The organism is Paenibacillus sp. 7541 (genome assembly GCF_002276395.1).
In the GTDB taxonomy this organism is placed as follows: Bacteria; Bacillota; Bacilli; order Paenibacillales; family Paenibacillaceae; genus Paenibacillus_AQ; species Paenibacillus_AQ campinasensis.
Map to the genome: position 1 here is coordinate 73,077 of NZ_NQLZ01000030.1, position 16,228 is coordinate 89,304.

Below are 16,228 nucleotides of genomic sequence, written 5' to 3' on the forward strand. Positions count from 1 at the left end.
AGGTACCTCCTGTTAGCTTCTTATTTAAAAATAGTAAGAGAACTAGGGATATAAATCAATGCTCCGCATTCAACTTTCGCAGAAATTGATGAGGAGGATGAGGGAGGGAATCGTGATGAATTACAGCGGTGTGCCTGAACCGGGCATCGAGGTGCAGCCAAAACATTACATTTGCCGAAGGGCTTCGGGGAAGCTGAAGCTGGATGGACGCCTGGATAAGCCATTCTGGGAGAAGGCGGAATGGACGGAGGATTTCGTCGATATTGAGGGGGAGCTGAAGCCGAGACCGCCTAAGCGGACCCGAGTCAAAATGCTATGGGACGATGATTATTTCTATGTGGGGGCCGAGCTGGAAGAAGACGAAATATGGGCGACGCTGACTGAGCGGGATTCGGTCATTTTCCATGACAATGATTTTGAAATCTTTATTGATCCGGACGGCGATACCCATAATTATTACGAATTCGAGATCAACGCATGGAATACGGTATGGGATTTGCTGCTGCCGAAGCCATATCGGGACGGAGGTCCGGCGATCAATGGATGGGATATTCATGGGCTGGAGACCGCTGTTTATATCGAGGGCGAAATCAACAACCCGTCTGCCGACAACCGGAAATGGAGCCTGGAGGTAGCGATGCCATGGAGCAGCCTGAAGGAGTGTGCGCCGGAGGGGCGCGGGCCAAGGGCTGGTGAATGCTGGCGGGTGAACTTCTCCCGGGTGGAGTGGCATGTGGAAATCAAGGACGGTCAATATGTGAAAAGGCTGGATCCGGCTACCGGCAAACCGCTGCCGGAGGAGAACTGGGTATGGAGCCCGATGGGGATTATCAATATGCACTATCCGGAGCTGTGGGGATATGTGATGTTCGCCGATCATGAGCAGGCGGAATTCGCGCTTCCGCCGGATGAAGGGATCAAGCGTCTGCTGAGGAAGGTGTACTACCGGCAGCGGAACTATTACGCCGAGCATGGGGTCTTTAGTGACCGGCTTGACATATTGCTGGGCGAGGCGGAGAAGGGCTGGGACGACGGCCTGCTTGATCTGAAGCTTGAAACCACGTCGAGCTTGTTTCAGGTCTCGGCCCGATCAAGCGATGGGCGCAGCCGGGTATGCATTCGGGAGGACGGCAAGTTATGGACGGAGCAGGAGGGAGCGAGAGAATGAATACAACCTACGGATTTGATGTGCAGGTGATGGAAGAGAAATTTGCAGCCAAAAGGCAGTGGGCGAAGTTTCGGGAGCGGGAGCTGTTCGGCGTCTTTCGTGAGCCGCTGACGGAGGAAGAGCGGCTGCTGCTGAAATTTCTGTATGCGTATATGCCGCTGCATGACCTGGCCGATTATGACGGGGCGTTCTTTCTTCGTCACGTTCGGCATGCGCTTGAGGTTCGGGAGCAGATGCCATGGGGGCGGTCGGTGCCGGAGGAGCTGTTCGTTCATTTCGTGCTGCCTTACCGCGTCAACAATGAGAACATCGACGAAAGCCGCATGGTGATCCACCATGAGCTGGCCCCGAGGGTACAAGGCCTGTCGATGTCGGAGGCGGTGCTGGAGACCAACTACTGGTGTCATGAGCGCGCGACTTATACGGGCAACGATGCCCGGACGGTTTCGCCGCTGACGCTGATGCGGACCGCACTCGGACGCTGCGGGGAGCAATCCACGCTGGCGGTGACCGCGCTGCGCAGCATCGGCATTCCGGCGCGTCAGGTATATACGCCGCGCTGGGCCCACTGCGACTCCAACCATGCCTGGGTGGAGGCCTGGGCGGACGGCGCCTGGCATTTCATCGGCGCCTGTGAGCCGGAGCCGGTGCTGGACGAAGGCTGGTTCCGCTCACCATCCACGCGCGCGATGCTGGTGAACACCCGGGTAGCGGCTGACTATGATGGTCCGGAGGAAATTTGCTCGGATCATCCGTGGTATGCGGAGATCAATATGCTGGACCATTATGCGCCAGTGAAAGAGATCTCGGTGTATGTTGTGGATGAGGATGGGAGACCGGCGATCAATGCAGAGGTGAATTTCCAGCTGTATAACTTCGCTGAATTCAGCACGATTGTCACCAAGAAGGCCGATGCTAAAGGGCGTGTCACCCTGATGACAGGACTTGGCGATCTGCTCGTTCATGCCCGTGGAGAGCAGGGCTGGGGCTTCCGGCATATCCGCGTGTCCGAGGCCGGGGAATTCGAGCTGACCATTCACTCGCAGCCGGACTACGGTCAGGTGCTGGAGCTGGATATGGTACCCCCGCCGGTGTCCGGAGGGGAAGAACGGGTCGTCAGCGAAGAGATGCGCCGGCGCCACGAGGAGCGGATGAAGGAAGGAACGGCCATTCGCGCGGCATATGAGGCCACGTTCTGCTCCGAGGCGTATGCGGCCAAGCTGGCCGGGGAACTGGCGCTGCCGCTGGACCGGCTGCTGCCGGTGCTGCAGCAGGCGAAAGGGAACGGGGAGGAGCTGGCTCTGTTCCTGCAGGAGATCAAGCCTGAACACCGGCTGCTGGGACTTCGGCTTCTGGAAAGCCTGCGGGTGAAGGATCTGACGGATACGTTTCGTGAGTCGCTGCATGATCATCTGAACGGCGCCCTGCCGTTTGTGGATCGCGTTCCGGATTCGGAGCTGTTTGATACTTACGTGCTATGTCCGCGGGTACACTTTGAGATGATTGCGCCGTACAGGGCGTTCTTCCAGCAGTCCTTTACCGAGGAAGAGAAGTCGCGTTATGCTGCGAGCCCGCAGCTGCTCGCCGAGCACATTGGCAGCTTGATTCAGGTAGCCAGCGATGTGGACCGTTATTCAGGAATGGCAACGCCCGTTGGTGCCTTCCGGCTGAAAGTGGCGGATCGGCTGAGCCGGCATATCGCGTTTGTGGCGGCGGCGCGCAGCCTGGGCATTCCGGCCAGACTGGAGCCGCTGAACGGCACGCCGCAGTTCTGGCAGGCAGGAAGCTGGCAGGATGCGGTGCTGGACCCGGCGGGGCTCCGGCAGGAGGCTGCAGAGATAGGGGCTGAACCGGCGGCGAAAGGGAAGGTATGTTTTGTACAGCCGCCGAATCAGCCGGCAGCGGACGCTTCATCCGACGTGGCCACGTATCATTACAATTTCACGCTGGCCCGGTTGGAGGAGGGCAGGTATCGTACGCTGTCGATTCCGTTCGGTGAAACGAATGTATACGACAAGCCTTACGAGGTGCTGAGCGGAGATTACCGGCTGACGACAGGAACCCGGCTTGGTGACGGTTCGGTTCGGGTGCTTCTCTCTTTCTTTAGCGTTGCGCCGGGTGAAGAAGTGAAGGCACCGCTGATATTCCGGGAAGAGGAGATTGAAGCGCCCGTATGGGGCAAAGTCAGTGACCGGGTATGGACTGATTGTGCCGGCAGCGGCAGTGTGGCCGCCGAGCACACTGGCATCGTCCTGGTCTGGCTGGAGTCCGAGCGCGAGCCGTCCAAGCATGTACTGCGTGAACTGAGAGAGCTGTCTGACCGGCTGGAAGACTGGGGAGGGCCGATCAAGCTGTTTAGCGAGGCAGCGCCGGCATCACAGGATATGGATGGGCTGCCGGATCAGGCCACGCTGCGGGTAGAGGAGGACGGTGCCCGCGGACTGCTGGAAGAGGTGAAGGCAACCGTGCCTGATCTCCAGGGCCGGGAATGGCCGGTCGTGCTGGTTCTGGATGCGAGCCGTCAAGTCCGGTACATGTCTGAGGGCTACAAGCTCGGCATCGGAGCAGACATTGTGAAGACGCTGAAGGCGCTCGGCTAGTGCTGAAGGAGCTGAACTGGCAATGAGGTGCCGCTGAGGCACCGCAAGGGGTTGGCTCACTATACAGATGACTTACTTATATCATGAATCTGAGAGCTATTAGGATATGCTCCCCTGGAGGGTCTTTCGGTGAATCCTTCCTAACAAACAAGCTGGCCAAGTAGAGGCCAGCTTGTTTGTTAGGGTTGCATTATGACTTGGAATTTCTCCGTTTATATAGGTAGAATCCTGCGAGCCCCAGTCCGGTTTTTAACTTAACTTATCTGCATACCGCTGCCGCAGCTTGTCCGCCATCTCCCGGACATCGTCTGCAGAGGGCAGCTTGAACCGGGCGGCCGCCTGGGTCAGGTCATAGCCAGATTGCCACCGGCGGACCACGTCCTTGACTGCATGCGTGAAGCTGTTTACGGCATCCTCCTGCCCGGGGATGAGCTCTTCCAGACTGGCGGTGCTGCTCTCTTCCACGAGCGGATAGCTGCCGGGAGCCGCGCCGGAGGCGGCGATGTCGTAGAAGGAGCGCACGAGCCTGGCGCGCTCGCTGCCGGAGCCGCTGGCGATGATGAATGCCTGGATGATGAAGGCATGCCGCTGGCGGCGCTGAGCGATGCCGCAAAATTTAAGCCCACCGATGCTGAGATCATACGTTCCGGGGCAGAAGGCGCCGGCGATCTCGCCGGTGTCCACCTGCGCCTCGGTAGAATGCAGCGCGTCCCGGATCAGCTGCACCATCACCTCGAAGTCGTCGTGGAAGTCCGGAGCCTTGCCCGTAGAATCGAACGGCAGGATCAGGGACAGATTCACGACGCCTGCGTCCAGGGGAACGGCTGCGCCGCCGGAGTGGCGGACCGCGGTGTTATAGCCCTGGGAACGCAGCCAGGCATCGCCTTCCGGCGCATGGGGGAGGCGGCTGTCCCGCACGCCCATGACAAAGGCGCGGGGATGCCGCCATAGATGGCAGATGGCTGGCCCGCCATTCCCGGTTTGGCTGCAGAGCAGCTCGTCCATGGCAAAAAGGTGAAGGACATCCACCGAGGATAGATCAGCGGTTCGGTCCAGTATAAGTATCGGCTGGTGTTCGGGTAAGCGGAAGGGGATATTCATGTTCAAATTGTTCAACGGGTAAGCCTCCTCTATATGTAAAGCCGGAGCATGTTCTGCTGAAATGAATGGGATTGATATGAACAGAATACCACAATGCCCGGGGTGGCATGAAAGATTTGCTTGCGCCTTTCGTTTGACAAGCAAGCGGCATCTTTTCTAAGATGAAAGAAAATCCTTGTTAAGTTATTGTATTTATAGGAATGGGCAGAACATCAAAGGTAGATAGACAGGTAGAACCACTTTGACAAAATTTTGGCGAAGATAGGGATAGGATGCAGCGGGATCAATTTTGCCAGGACCGTATAGAAGGAGAAGAGCATGGACGTTTATAACAATGTAGTGGAGATGATCGGCCAGACGCCGATGGTGAGGCTTCAGCGCGTGGTACCCCAGGGTGCAGCCGACGTGTATGTCAAGCTGGAAAGATTCAATCCGTCGGGCAGCGTGAAGGACCGGGCGGCGTATAATTTGATCCGCACCGCAGAGGAACAGGGCTTGCTTGCTCCCGGAGGAACCATCATTGAGCCGACCAGTGGCAATACGGGCATCGGCCTGGCGATGATCGCGGCGGCGAAAGGCTATCGGGCTATTCTGGTCATGCCGGACAATATGTCCAAGGAGCGGATCAACATTCTGAAGGCCTATGGCGCAGAGGTGGTGCTGACGCCCAGCAGCGAGCGCATGCCCGGCTCGATAGCCAAGGCGATGGAACTGCGAGCACAGATTCCTGGCAGCTTCATTCCGCAGCAGTTCCAGAATCAGGCGAACCCGGACATTCACAGAGTCACGACGGCGCCGGAGATTCTGGAGCAGATGGAAGGGCGGCTGGATGCTTTTGTGGCGACCGCCGGAACGGGCGGGACGATTACCGGCACCGGGGAGGAATTGCGCAAGCATCTGCCGGAACTGCATATTGCGGTTGTTGAGCCGCAGGGCTCGCCGGTGCTGTCTGGCGGACAGCCGGGGCCGCACAAGCTGGTGGGCACAAGCCCGGGATTTGTGCCGGATATTTTAAATACGGAGATCTATCATGAGATCATTCAGATTGCTGATGAAGAAGCGATCGGGATGGTCCGCAGCCTGGCTCGTCAGGAAGGGATTCTGGTCGGGCCGTCCTCCGGGGCCTCGGTATTTGCCGCGATCCGCGTAGCGGAGCGGCTGGGAGTAGGGAAACGGGTGGTATGTATGGCTCCGGATACAGGTGAGCGTTACTTGAGCATGGATATTTTTGGATCATAATGATAAGACTGCGCTGCGGCAGCTTGGCTGTACAGCAGGGAAGTTGCAGTGTAAGACGTGGGTGGTTGCCCGTATCGTATAACCAAACGAAGAACCGGACGAAGCAAGAGAGGGATCTTGCCGTCCGGTTCTTTGGTATATTCATGGGTATTGTTCGGGCAGTAATGGAAGCCCTCTCATTCCCACGAGCCCCGAGCTTCACTGGAAGTCAGCTCTGATTTCTGAATTGAGCCAGAGCCTGTTTGCCGCTCTGCACGACGATCACTTTATCGGTATAGGGCGTGAGCATTGCAGCGATCTTCCGCTTGCCTTCCCGCTCGTAGCTGTGATTCCACTTGAACATCTTGATCAGCATCTCGAATGTCGGCTTGTAATTCGCTTGTTCCGTCCCGAGCTTCTGTTTGATAAATCGCTTGACGATCTGGCGACAGCGAGTGAGATAGGACGGGCTCAGAAATAGGATCAGATCGGCTTCCTCAAGAGCAGGCCGAACCCAGTGATGATAGTGTGCGCCTTCGCTGACCCAGCTTTCGCTCTGAACCATCTGTTGGAGCAGGGCAACGATGGCTTCGTCATCACGCCGGATATCCCCAGCGTCCGCTCGGATCCATACGACATTGTCCAGTTCATAGAAAGGAGCATCCATCCGGGCGGACAGGGATCGGGCGAGTGTTGTTTTGCCGCTGCCTACAGAGCCGATAATATGAATTTTGCGCGGAATTTTCTTTTCCATATCAAGTCATGAGCCTCCCGGTCAGAGAATAGAGGTTGGAAAATAAGGATTCGATTCGCGTGCTCATATGTCCTCTTTTTGTGCGTCGATCTCTATCTGGTGCCCGGTTTCTCCGACCGTGATATTTTTGTTTGAATCATTGTGCCTAGCTTAGCTTAGCCTTGCAGCATGTGAAAGAAACCCCGAATCTGCTCAGCCAGAAGCTTCGGCTGCTCGGCGGCAATAAAATGCCCTCCGATATTTAGATCCTTCCAGCGAATGAGATTAGGAAATATACGCTCCACGTATGCCCGTGGCGGGCGAGTATTCGGCTCGGACGTTAGAGCAATGCCGTGCGGCACAGGAGAGGACTCTCCCGGGCCGGGCCAGCGGGTATGCCTGCCTTCGTAATAATAGCGGTTAGACGAATTGATGGTCCGAGTCAGCCAGTAGATCGCAACGTTGCTAATGAGGAAATCCCGGCTGAAGTGCTGCAGCAGGTCGCCATCCTTGGGGTAAGTCCAGTCATGCCATTTTTCCAATATAAAAGCGGCAAGTCCAGCTGGCGAGTCCTCAAGGCCATAAGCCGCCGTCTGAGGCTTGGTGCCGAGCAGATGGGCATAACCGCCTTCCGATGCATACCACTGCCGCTGAATATTGAGGTACTCGGTTTCTTCCGGGGACAGTAGGGTCGTTTCATCCGTGTACGGGCTCGGATTGGCTGGCGACGTGGTGTGGTAGCCGATTACACTCTCCGGTTGATCCAGACAGAGCAGCCCGAGGATGCTGGCACCGATATCATACCCGTGGGCGCCGAACCGATCGTACCCTAGGCCGGCCATCAATTGGCCGAGAAGCTGCCCGGCCTGCCGGTCTTCAAACCCCGGCTCCCTCGTCCCGATGGAGAAGCCGTGGCCAGGGATGGATGGAATAACAATATCAAAAGAAAGCCCGGAGCCATCCCCGTATGTATCCGTCTCAGTTAGGTAGGGGACCAGCTCTAGCATCTCATAGAAGGTGCTGGGCCAACCATGGGCAAGGAGCAAGGGGATGGGGCTCGCGCCGCTGCTCTTGATGTGAATAAAGTGAATGCGATGTCCGTCAATGTCGGCGATATAATTCGGATATGCATTGATGTTGCGCTCCATGCGGCTCCAATCGAACTCGTGCCTCCAGTATCGAATCATTTCCTGCATGAAGGCTAGCGGAATTCCATAGTCCCCCTGTGCATGCTGGATTTCATCCGGCCAGCGGGTCATGTCCAGACGGCGATTCAGGTCTTCGATATCCTCCGGCGCTACCCGGAAGCGGAAAGGCTGAATGTCTATTTTCATATCAGGCACTCCTCTCGTTTCATTGAAATAGGGGTGATGTTTGCATGTGGTACGCTACGATCTTATTCGCTTTATGGATGAGGCGGTGGTCTGCCATAGCTGGCTGTACAAAGTTGACAGAACCCGGTTGGGGGCGTTATGTGAATATGTGATAAAATGGAGTAAATCATGAGAAACGTGACTTATAAAACATATTTAAAGGTTAGCTAACCTGTTATTTTATTTTAATGGTTTGCAGGATCAATAGCAACAGGAGGTTGGGCTGTGATGGAGCAAGACTATCAGGGGCTGGAAATTATAGCGGATTTCATCAATACCTATGATCGGCGAATGCGATATGAGGGGGACCCGGGCACAGAGTGCTGGGTGGTCCCTGAGGATTTGAAGCACTGGTTGCAGAACATTCATTATATTGCCGGCGAGGAGCCTGTGTCCGAGTCTGATCTGGCGCTGGCGAGGAAGCTGCGAGCCGCGTTAAGAGACGCTATTGAGCTTAACCCGCATGATCGGGGGCCTGATGTTGACGTGGAACCACTCGAGAAGGTTGCCAGGGAATTCAAGTACGCGATTAGGCTTGAAGACAACGGGGACAAGCTGGAGCCGCTTCATCAAGGAGGCAAGCAAGGGCTCGGGCATGTATTGGCATTGGTATATGAGATGAGAAGAAAAGGGCTTTGGCGGCGAATTCGGGTCTGCTCGGCCCCGGATTGCCAGTGGGTATTTATAGACCGATCCCGTCCGGGAACAGGAAAGTGGTGCCTCATGAGCGCCTGCGGCAACCGCGCCAAGAACAGGGCGTACCGGGAGCGGAGCCGGGTGAGCCGATCGTAGGATCGTGATTGATGATTGCAGGGCTGGCACTGCATTTTGGGGTAAAAAAAAGGCTGTCCCGGAAGTCAGATCAACAGACTTCCGGAGGCCAGCCCAGCACGCAACGACACTCCTGATGTTTAGCACGATGATCCCACTGGATCAGGTAGCGTCCTGAACGAAAGGGATAACCGTGCAACATGCAACGAAGTAGACAGGAGACGCCGTTTCATGTGCTTGCTTCTTCATATTCTCATTTACTCATAGCGTGTGAAGTGTTTGACCTTCTTGCTCGGATCATCGTCTGATCAACGATCAGGCGATCCGTGGTCGTCGTTGTCAGCGGTGAACAGCCCCAGCTCACTGATCGACCACCAATGCAGGTCTTCCCCGGTTTGCACGATCTTGACGTAGCGGGCTGTTTGCAGCGGGAAGACCGCGGTGATGATCGGACCTTTGCCTTCGCCTGAAGCGACCGGGCCGCTCCAGTTCTCGGCGTCGCTGGACAGGTAGACTTCGTAACCGCGTGCGTAATCGTCTCGGCTGCTGCCGCTGTCCATCACGATTTTGTCTAGCGGTGTCGCTTCGCCAAGGTCCAGCATAATCCATTCGCCGCCCTTCTGCTCGGCACCGGAGGTCCAGCGGGTGAACATATCGCCATCCAGCATCGCCCCGGTCTGCGAGAGGTCAAAGTTGGCCGATGCGCTGATTACCCAGTCTGCCGGAGTCAGCTGCCGCTGCTTGCCGATGCCGTAATACACCACGGACAGCTCGGCAACCGACCACCATTTGCCGGATTCCCCGGTCTGAACAATTCTAATATAGCGGGCCGTCTGCGGAGGGAGGGTCATCTCAAGCATCCCGGGCTCGCCTGCTCCACTGGCGACCGCGTCTCCCCAACTTTGACCGTCCTCAGACACATACACCTTATAGCTGCGCGGGTAATCGTCTGTGGAGACGCCAGGATCCAGGATGACGGTATCGAAGGTGTGGGCTGCACCCAGATCGATTTCCAGCCATTCTCCACCTGCTTGAGGCTGTCCGCTGGTCCAGCGGGTGCGGATATCGCCATCCAGCATATGGGACGGCCTTTCCTCGTCAGCAGACGAGGAGGCAGTCACTGTCCAGCCAGGCAGATCCTCCGGTTTGTCCGTGCCCGGTTCTTGGACCGGAGGCTGGGCCCCAGGCTCTCCAAAACGTGCAAGCTTGATCTCGGCAATCGACCACCAGCTGTCCGACGGGGCAGTCAGCATGATTTTGAGGAATCGGGCGCGCTGAGCCCCCAGGGAGACTGCCAGGCTCGGCGATGCGCCAGCCCCTGTGAACACGGCTTCTCCCCAATTCTCGCCATCGTTGGAGACATATACTTCGTAACCGCGCGCATAATCGCCCCAGCTTGTGCCAGAATTCATGAACAGGGTATCAAAGGACTGCTCTGATCCGAGATCGACCTGCAGCCATTCACCTGACCGCTGCGTTTGTCCTGATGACCAGCGGGTGGACAGGTCATTATCCGTCAGGTTGGATACCGGCTCGGAACTTGCGGAGGCCGTGATCGTCCAGGATGTCCGGTCCAGGTAGGACACGCCCTGAGACGGGTCGGGGCCTTCGACTGTTGTATGCCGGGTTGGATCAACGGCAACTAACGCGTTCGGATATACGGTGGCGGAGCCGACAACACCGTTTTCGTTATAGAAGTGAATGGTTCTCGGGCTCTCTGAAGGATTCCAGATTTGTGCTGTGTACACGCCGTCTTTTTCATATACAGTAGCTGCCGGATAATCGGCCCAGATCGCGGTGGAGCGGTGCCCCAACGTGGCCATACTGTTAACGAACCAGTACGTATTGAATGCTTCATTCTGCTGCATATGGGTTGTGTCCCATTTGGCCAGCACAGCCTCCGGATCGCTGAGGGACTGGAATGGCCAGATGATATGGAACCAGGTGTTTTCAGGCTGGCCTCCCAGCTCATCGATCAGTCCCTGATACAGGGCAGCGGCTTTCTCAGGCTGACGACCATAGTAGGTCATCCATTCGGCTGACGGGAGCCAGTGAATGCCATAGACCATCTCATGATCTCCGGAGAAGAACGTTCCGTACAGGTAGGCGCTGCCGTACACATGCCCGACGACCTTATGCTTGTACGCCTCCGGCCAATTGTCTCCGTCATAGTTGAACCAGTATTGCTCGGCCGCCTTCTCTTCGGTTGTGAAGCCCCAGATGCCCGCATCGCGGTAGGCATCATTGCCGGTGACAAGCCCCCACATGTATTCGCCAACCCAGCCAAATAATGCTTCGCCGGCCGCTTCCTGGTTGTTCCCGCTGCGGTTGTCGGCATAGCCTCCGGCCCAGGAGTGGCCTTCATAAGGGTCGAAGTTGCGGAACCAAGGGAACAGGTTGTCTGTCCGGGACGGGTTCGCATAGTCGCGAATCAGCACCTCTGTCATATCGCCATAATCACGCAAGAACTCCTTGTCGTAGGTCGCTAGCACCGCGGACGCGAAGACGTAATAGCCATACGTGAAGTGATGGTCCGTCAGTCCCGTGTTCAGCCCGAATCCGCTGGCGTAAGGGAATACGGACCCCCAATACGTCGAGTAGTGAAAATAATGGGAATGACGCGGCTCATCAGGGGAATACGTATACCAGTCCGTCAGAATGGTGCGCAGATCCGCCAAATAGCGGTCTCTTCGCTCGGTGTCTCCAAGCTGGTCGCTGATCAGCACCGCTACCGCGAGCGGATGCAGCTTTTTCCCTTGCCAGTAAGGATCCGCGATCATCAGCCCGTTCGCAAGATCGGCATCGAGCTGATCGAGGTAAGCCACGAGCTGGGCCCGCGAATAATCCGGGTTGCTCGGTTCTACAAATTGCGGAATCATGCCGTAAAAACGGTCTTCCGTCGTAAATGTGCTGCCTTCCCGCACTTTAAGCGTACCGCGGATGGACGGGTAGCTAAGCTCGGTCAGCGGAGTTGTCGTGATTTTCCACTGGTGCGGCAGCAGTGTCATGATCGTTTCCTCGGAAAAGCCAGGTCTTTTCGGCTCGGTCTCCGAGGTGAAGTTCGTTGTGACAAGGGAGGTGTCCTCGTCATAGCGATAATCGACGCGTGTATCGGTCACAAACGCATAGGCGTGCTGGTAGTATCGCTCCAGCTCGGTTGCCGAAGGCAGGGCTGCGATGGACAGGTAGTCGCCTTGTCCAAGCTTGATTTTGACCGTATTCCCAAGCTTCATGAACGTCGTTCCCGGCGGCGCATAGATGCCATAGCTGCGGACGAACGTTTGCGGCGCTGGAGCCCGGTCCTGGTTCACCACTTCGAAGCCGATATGGTCGCTTACGAGCACGTCTCCGTCATTCACCAATACCGGGTTGTTGTTATCATCGAACAGTCGGGAAAGCACCGGCGAATGAATAATGACAGCATCCGGGTTCTCAAACGTGTTGTACAGGAAAGGCGAACCCTTCACAAAGGTGGTGCTCATCTTAGCCGTATCGTCATCACTCAGGATGACGCTGGCGGAATAATCGCCATAGCCGGAAATTTTCGTCTCCATTTCGGCTGGATGGATGTTGTTGACGAACAGGTATAGATCCGGGTCGCCGTCTGCGTCGATGTTATCGCCGCTTGCCGACACATAACCGGCACCCGGGTTCAATACCGCGAGTCCTTGCTTCGTGTACCAGTTCTTGAGCGGCAGAGTGATCAGGCCGTTGCCATCGCCCAGGTTGGCGATCAGGATCGACTGCCACCAGCCATTGGACGGGATCGGCGCCTGGATATTCGGCGTCCGGTATTTCGGATTTTTCGGCTCCAGCTGTGTGATATCGTTGATCTCATAGCTTCCGGCTCCTACTGGCACAGCGGAGGGAGCCTTTACTTCCGGAATATCATAAACAGGCTGCGGGTCCCCTTCGCGGTAAGCGCGCACTTCAAATTCGAACAGTGAATAACCGTTTGCGCTGCCGCGCGCGATGCCGGCCATTTTGACATAGCGGGCATGGGTGTACAGCGGAATGACATCCTTGCCGCCGGAGCCGTTCAGCTCCCGGTACACGGTCGTCCACTCACGGGCATCGTTGGATACCTGAATGTCGTAGGCACGCCCGTAAGCAGCTTCCCAATGGAAGGCGACGCTGCCGATTTCGCTGACTTCGCCCAGATCGACATAGATCCACTCCGTATCCGTGTATACGGATGACCATCGTGTTCCCGGATCGCCATCGGTCGCATTGCGGGCGGCGTAGTTGCGCTCCTCCATCCGGGCTTTGTCCTCGGCCGAGCGAGTCGGCTCATCAATTTCGAGGGAGGAGACCGTAACCGGCTTGTTCAGCGCCAGATTGACGGCTTCCGGCTTCGGCGGCTTGTTCGCACCGCCAGTACCGTAAACGGCCAGCTCCCATATCGAAATGCCGTAAGCCTGCTGCGCGCGCTCGGTGCTATAGACGCGGACGTAGCGGCCGGCTGCGGATACTTCGCTCTCGACCTCACCGGCTCTTCCTTGAATGACATCCGTCACATCGGTCCATTCGATCTCATCGTCCGACACTTGAATGGTGTATGCACTGGAATAAGCATTCTCCCAGTTTACGGTCACCTTGGAGATGTTCGCACTGGCGCCGAGATCGACGTAAATCCATTGCGGGTCCTTCTGCCATACACTTTCCCAGCGGGTATTCGGGTTTCCGTCCACGGCCAGATCCGGCGTATTTCCGCCAAGGCTGGAAGAGGCGTAAACAGGTCTGTGAAGCGACAGTATAGGATCGCGATCCGCTGCATGAACAGCCGGAGCTGCAAGCGGCAAACTGCCTATCCATAATAGGAACGCGATCACAACGTTCGCGAGTATGATGAGGGGATGTTTTCTCCTCGTTGGTTGTCTGTACATATGTTCTCTCCTATCCATCATGATATAAGCCGCATCCTTCCCCAAGAGGTCTTTCTCTAACGCTCCTTTCACATATTCATGGGGATTGGCTCCACGGCTTATATCGACGGCCAGACTTTTGAATTTGAGTAAGAACATCTAATAAAAGGAAATTTCCTTCTCGGGTAGGAAAGATCAATACATAAAGATGTACATATTCTAGAGGGACCAGGATAAAACAGCTACCCTTGCAAAATTAGGCCAATGATCTGCTGGTTTTTCGGTCTGTTGCAGCAGCTGAAACACCCGGAGCAGCGCCTGTTTCTATATAAAAAGAGCGAATCGGTCCTCATAGTGCTCAAGACCGATTCGCCGTAATATAAATATAGAATTGGCGTAAAGAAACCTCTTCACGCGGCTCGAACAAGCGCCCGATGATTTATGGATGCATCGTTCATCATTCGATGGATTCAGCGTTGTGTTGACAGTCACCTCGCGTCCCGTGCCGATACCGCTCAGGTACGAGATGAGCAGCGCCGAGCGCTCCGTATACATATTCCACCGTGGCCGCGATGGCGGCTTCCGGCGGCTGCGGCTCCTCGAGGAGCAGCGGACGGAAGTAATAGTTTCGCTTATGGAACAGCAGGCTGCCCAGTACGAGCAACAGCGTCGTATCGATGGACAGGAAGTGGAACTTGCCTTGACTGCGCCCGTCCAGCATCAAGTCGCGCAGCTTCGACCAGATTGGAAACGTTCGGTCTTGGATCGCTTGCAGCCGCGGAGAGTGCATTAGAATTTCCTGTTCCAGAATATTGCCCATGTCCGGGTCGTTTAACTTAAACAGCATGACCTGTTCTATAAATAATGCCAGGCCGGTCTCCGGCTGAGCGAGAATGTCCCGGTACTGCTCCAAGGCATCATCCACATTGGGGAAAAACTCATCAAACAACGCGGAGAACAAATTTTCCTTCCCGCCGAAATGGTACGAAACCAATGCTACGTTGGCTCCTGCCTCCTCGCAAACCTGGCGAACCGTCGTTCCGTCGAACCCATGCTTCGCGAACAGCGTCTTCGCCGCGAGAAGAATTCTGGTTCGGATGTCCGGTTCCGTCATGTCGCAGCGCCCCCTCTTTTAATTCGCCGCGAATGCACTCCTCTCGGGCAGTGCACGGCCGCGTCTCACGGCCGTTACGGCGATACCTATTCCTAAGTATACCAAAGCGCTTGCCGCTAACGCGAGCGCTGGTGCTGTAGTGCTCGGCCCGCCGAACAGCAAGTTCATCAGGCCTTCAACGGCATAGGTGGCAGGCAGCGCATCGCCCAGTCCCTGATAGAATCCGGACAGCATTTCGCGCGGCACCATGGCGCCTGACGATACGAGCTGTGCCGACAGCAGCATAATGTTGAACACCATGCCGCCTGTGCCGAACAGCAGCAGGAAGACCTGCGCCAATGTCATGAAGGCAAACAGGAACAGTGTCTGGAAGCCCCACAAGGACAGAAAGCTGTGTTCGGTTGAGCTGCCCAGCAGCGTGACCAGCGTCACGCCGAACAATCCGACAATGACGGCTGTTCCGACATTGATGAGCTGACGCGCTGTGAATCGCTGCCACTTGGAGTGCCGGCTTGTCAAGGCTGCGGATGACTGCTCCAGATTCATGCCGAGCAGCATCGAGCCGACGTAAGAGGCAAGCACCATCATCATCGGCACCATTTGGTCAGCCATATCGGGCACCGGATTGCTGATTTCGTAGCTTCCCTCAATGCGGGAGGTCAATCCTGCAGCGAGCGCTTCCGCTTGCGGCTCAGCGATCTGCATGGAGGCTAGGGTCTGCTGGACCCCGTGCTGTGCGGCAAGCTGATTGGCCGTCGCAGTGATTTGCTGGGCGACACTGGCCATAGCATTTTTTATCGTGACGACATTGGATTCGTTCATGGCATACGTAATCATCCCCTTGGATTCCGTTGACGATACCGCTTCGCTGAAATCGGCGGGGATGTGAACCACCATCTGGACCTCCCGCTGCTCCAGCTGATCGCGAGCCTCTGTCAAACTCCCCGGCTTGATAACGGTGAATGGCAGCTGTTCATGCAGCGACGCCGCGAGCACAGCCCCGAAGCCGGCATCCTCATTCACAACGGCAATCTGCAGTTGGCTCGTTCGTTCATTAACCCCGCTGTACCCCGTCATCCATACCACACTGAAAATAAGCTGGAACAACGCCGCCGTAGCGATTCCGATGATCGTTGTTTTCTGTTTGAAAAAATCCTTAACCACTCCACCCACTTGATTCCCTCCCAATTTAAATGTTTGTTTAAAATAAACGTTTGTTTAAATTGTAGACAACAGATGGGACCATGTCAAGCCACTCGATGTCGGTAGCGCTTGGAGACTTGCT

At 56.2% G+C, this 16,228-nt stretch carries 10 protein-coding genes; 4 read left to right on the forward strand and 6 right to left on the reverse strand.

Annotation, left to right across the window (positions count from 1 at the left end; all coding sequences use genetic code 11):
• Positions 1-115 precede the first annotated feature (115 nt).
• On the forward strand, positions 116-1,168 hold the full coding sequence (locus CHH75_RS18460; RefSeq protein ID WP_095265029.1) for a carbohydrate-binding family 9-like protein: 1,053 nt from the start codon (positions 116-118) through the stop codon (positions 1,166-1,168).
• Positions 1,165-3,768: a transglutaminase-like domain-containing protein gene (locus CHH75_RS18465; RefSeq protein ID WP_255223068.1), complete on the forward strand. Its 2,604-nt coding sequence runs from the start codon at positions 1,165-1,167 to the stop codon at positions 3,766-3,768. Before CHH75_RS18460 ends, CHH75_RS18465 begins: the two co-directional genes overlap by 4 nt.
• A 249-nt stretch (positions 3,769-4,017) precedes the next feature.
• Here the strand turns inward: CHH75_RS18465 and CHH75_RS18470 are convergent, their stop codons facing one another.
• On the reverse strand, positions 4,018-4,869 hold the full coding sequence (locus CHH75_RS18470) for a lipoate--protein ligase family protein (RefSeq protein WP_095398897.1): 852 nt from the start codon (positions 4,867-4,869) through the stop codon (positions 4,018-4,020).
• A 318-nt stretch (positions 4,870-5,187) separates the two neighbouring features.
• Here CHH75_RS18470 and cysK point away from each other — a divergent pair, with 318 nt between their 5' ends.
• Positions 5,188-6,108, forward strand: a complete 921-nt coding sequence (cysK, locus tag CHH75_RS18475) for a cysteine synthase A (RefSeq protein WP_095398876.1) — start codon at positions 5,188-5,190, stop codon at positions 6,106-6,108.
• A 208-nt stretch (positions 6,109-6,316) separates the two neighbouring features.
• Here cysK and CHH75_RS18480 read toward each other — a convergent pair whose 3' ends face one another.
• Positions 6,317-6,841 (reverse strand): P-loop NTPase family protein, encoded by a 525-nt coding sequence (locus CHH75_RS18480; RefSeq protein ID WP_095398877.1) that lies wholly within the window; start codon positions 6,839-6,841, stop codon positions 6,317-6,319.
• A 155-nt stretch (positions 6,842-6,996) separates the two neighbouring features.
• Positions 6,997-8,154, reverse strand: a complete 1,158-nt coding sequence (locus CHH75_RS18485) for an epoxide hydrolase family protein (protein ID WP_255223069.1) — start codon at positions 8,152-8,154, stop codon at positions 6,997-6,999.
• A 267-nt stretch (positions 8,155-8,421) separates the two neighbouring features.
• Here CHH75_RS18485 and CHH75_RS18490 point away from each other — a divergent pair, with 267 nt between their 5' ends.
• Positions 8,422-8,985 carry a CGNR zinc finger domain-containing protein gene (locus tag CHH75_RS18490; RefSeq protein WP_095398878.1) on the forward strand — a complete coding sequence of 188 codons (564 nt, stop codon included), beginning with the start codon at positions 8,422-8,424 and terminating at the stop codon, positions 8,983-8,985.
• A gap of 287 nt (positions 8,986-9,272) precedes the next feature.
• On the opposite strand, the gene CHH75_RS18495 is transcribed toward CHH75_RS18490, so the two are convergent.
• The 3 genes from CHH75_RS18495 to CHH75_RS18505 form a co-directional block, all read right to left on the reverse strand.
• The gene (locus tag CHH75_RS18495; RefSeq protein ID WP_095398899.1) at positions 9,273-13,850 is read right to left on the reverse strand and encodes a discoidin domain-containing protein; all 4,578 of its coding nucleotides are present in this window, start codon (positions 13,848-13,850) and stop codon (positions 9,273-9,275) included.
• Positions 13,851-14,286: 436 nt separating this feature from the next.
• Complete coding sequence (locus tag CHH75_RS18500) at positions 14,287-14,943, reverse strand: TetR/AcrR family transcriptional regulator (RefSeq protein WP_095398879.1); 657 nt, start codon at positions 14,941-14,943, stop codon at positions 14,287-14,289.
• 18 nt (positions 14,944-14,961) lie between these two features.
• Positions 14,962-16,116: a YhgE/Pip domain-containing protein gene (locus CHH75_RS18505; protein WP_095265022.1), complete on the reverse strand. Its 1,155-nt coding sequence runs from the start codon at positions 16,114-16,116 to the stop codon at positions 14,962-14,964.
• Between the last annotated feature and the right edge of the window lie 112 nt (positions 16,117-16,228).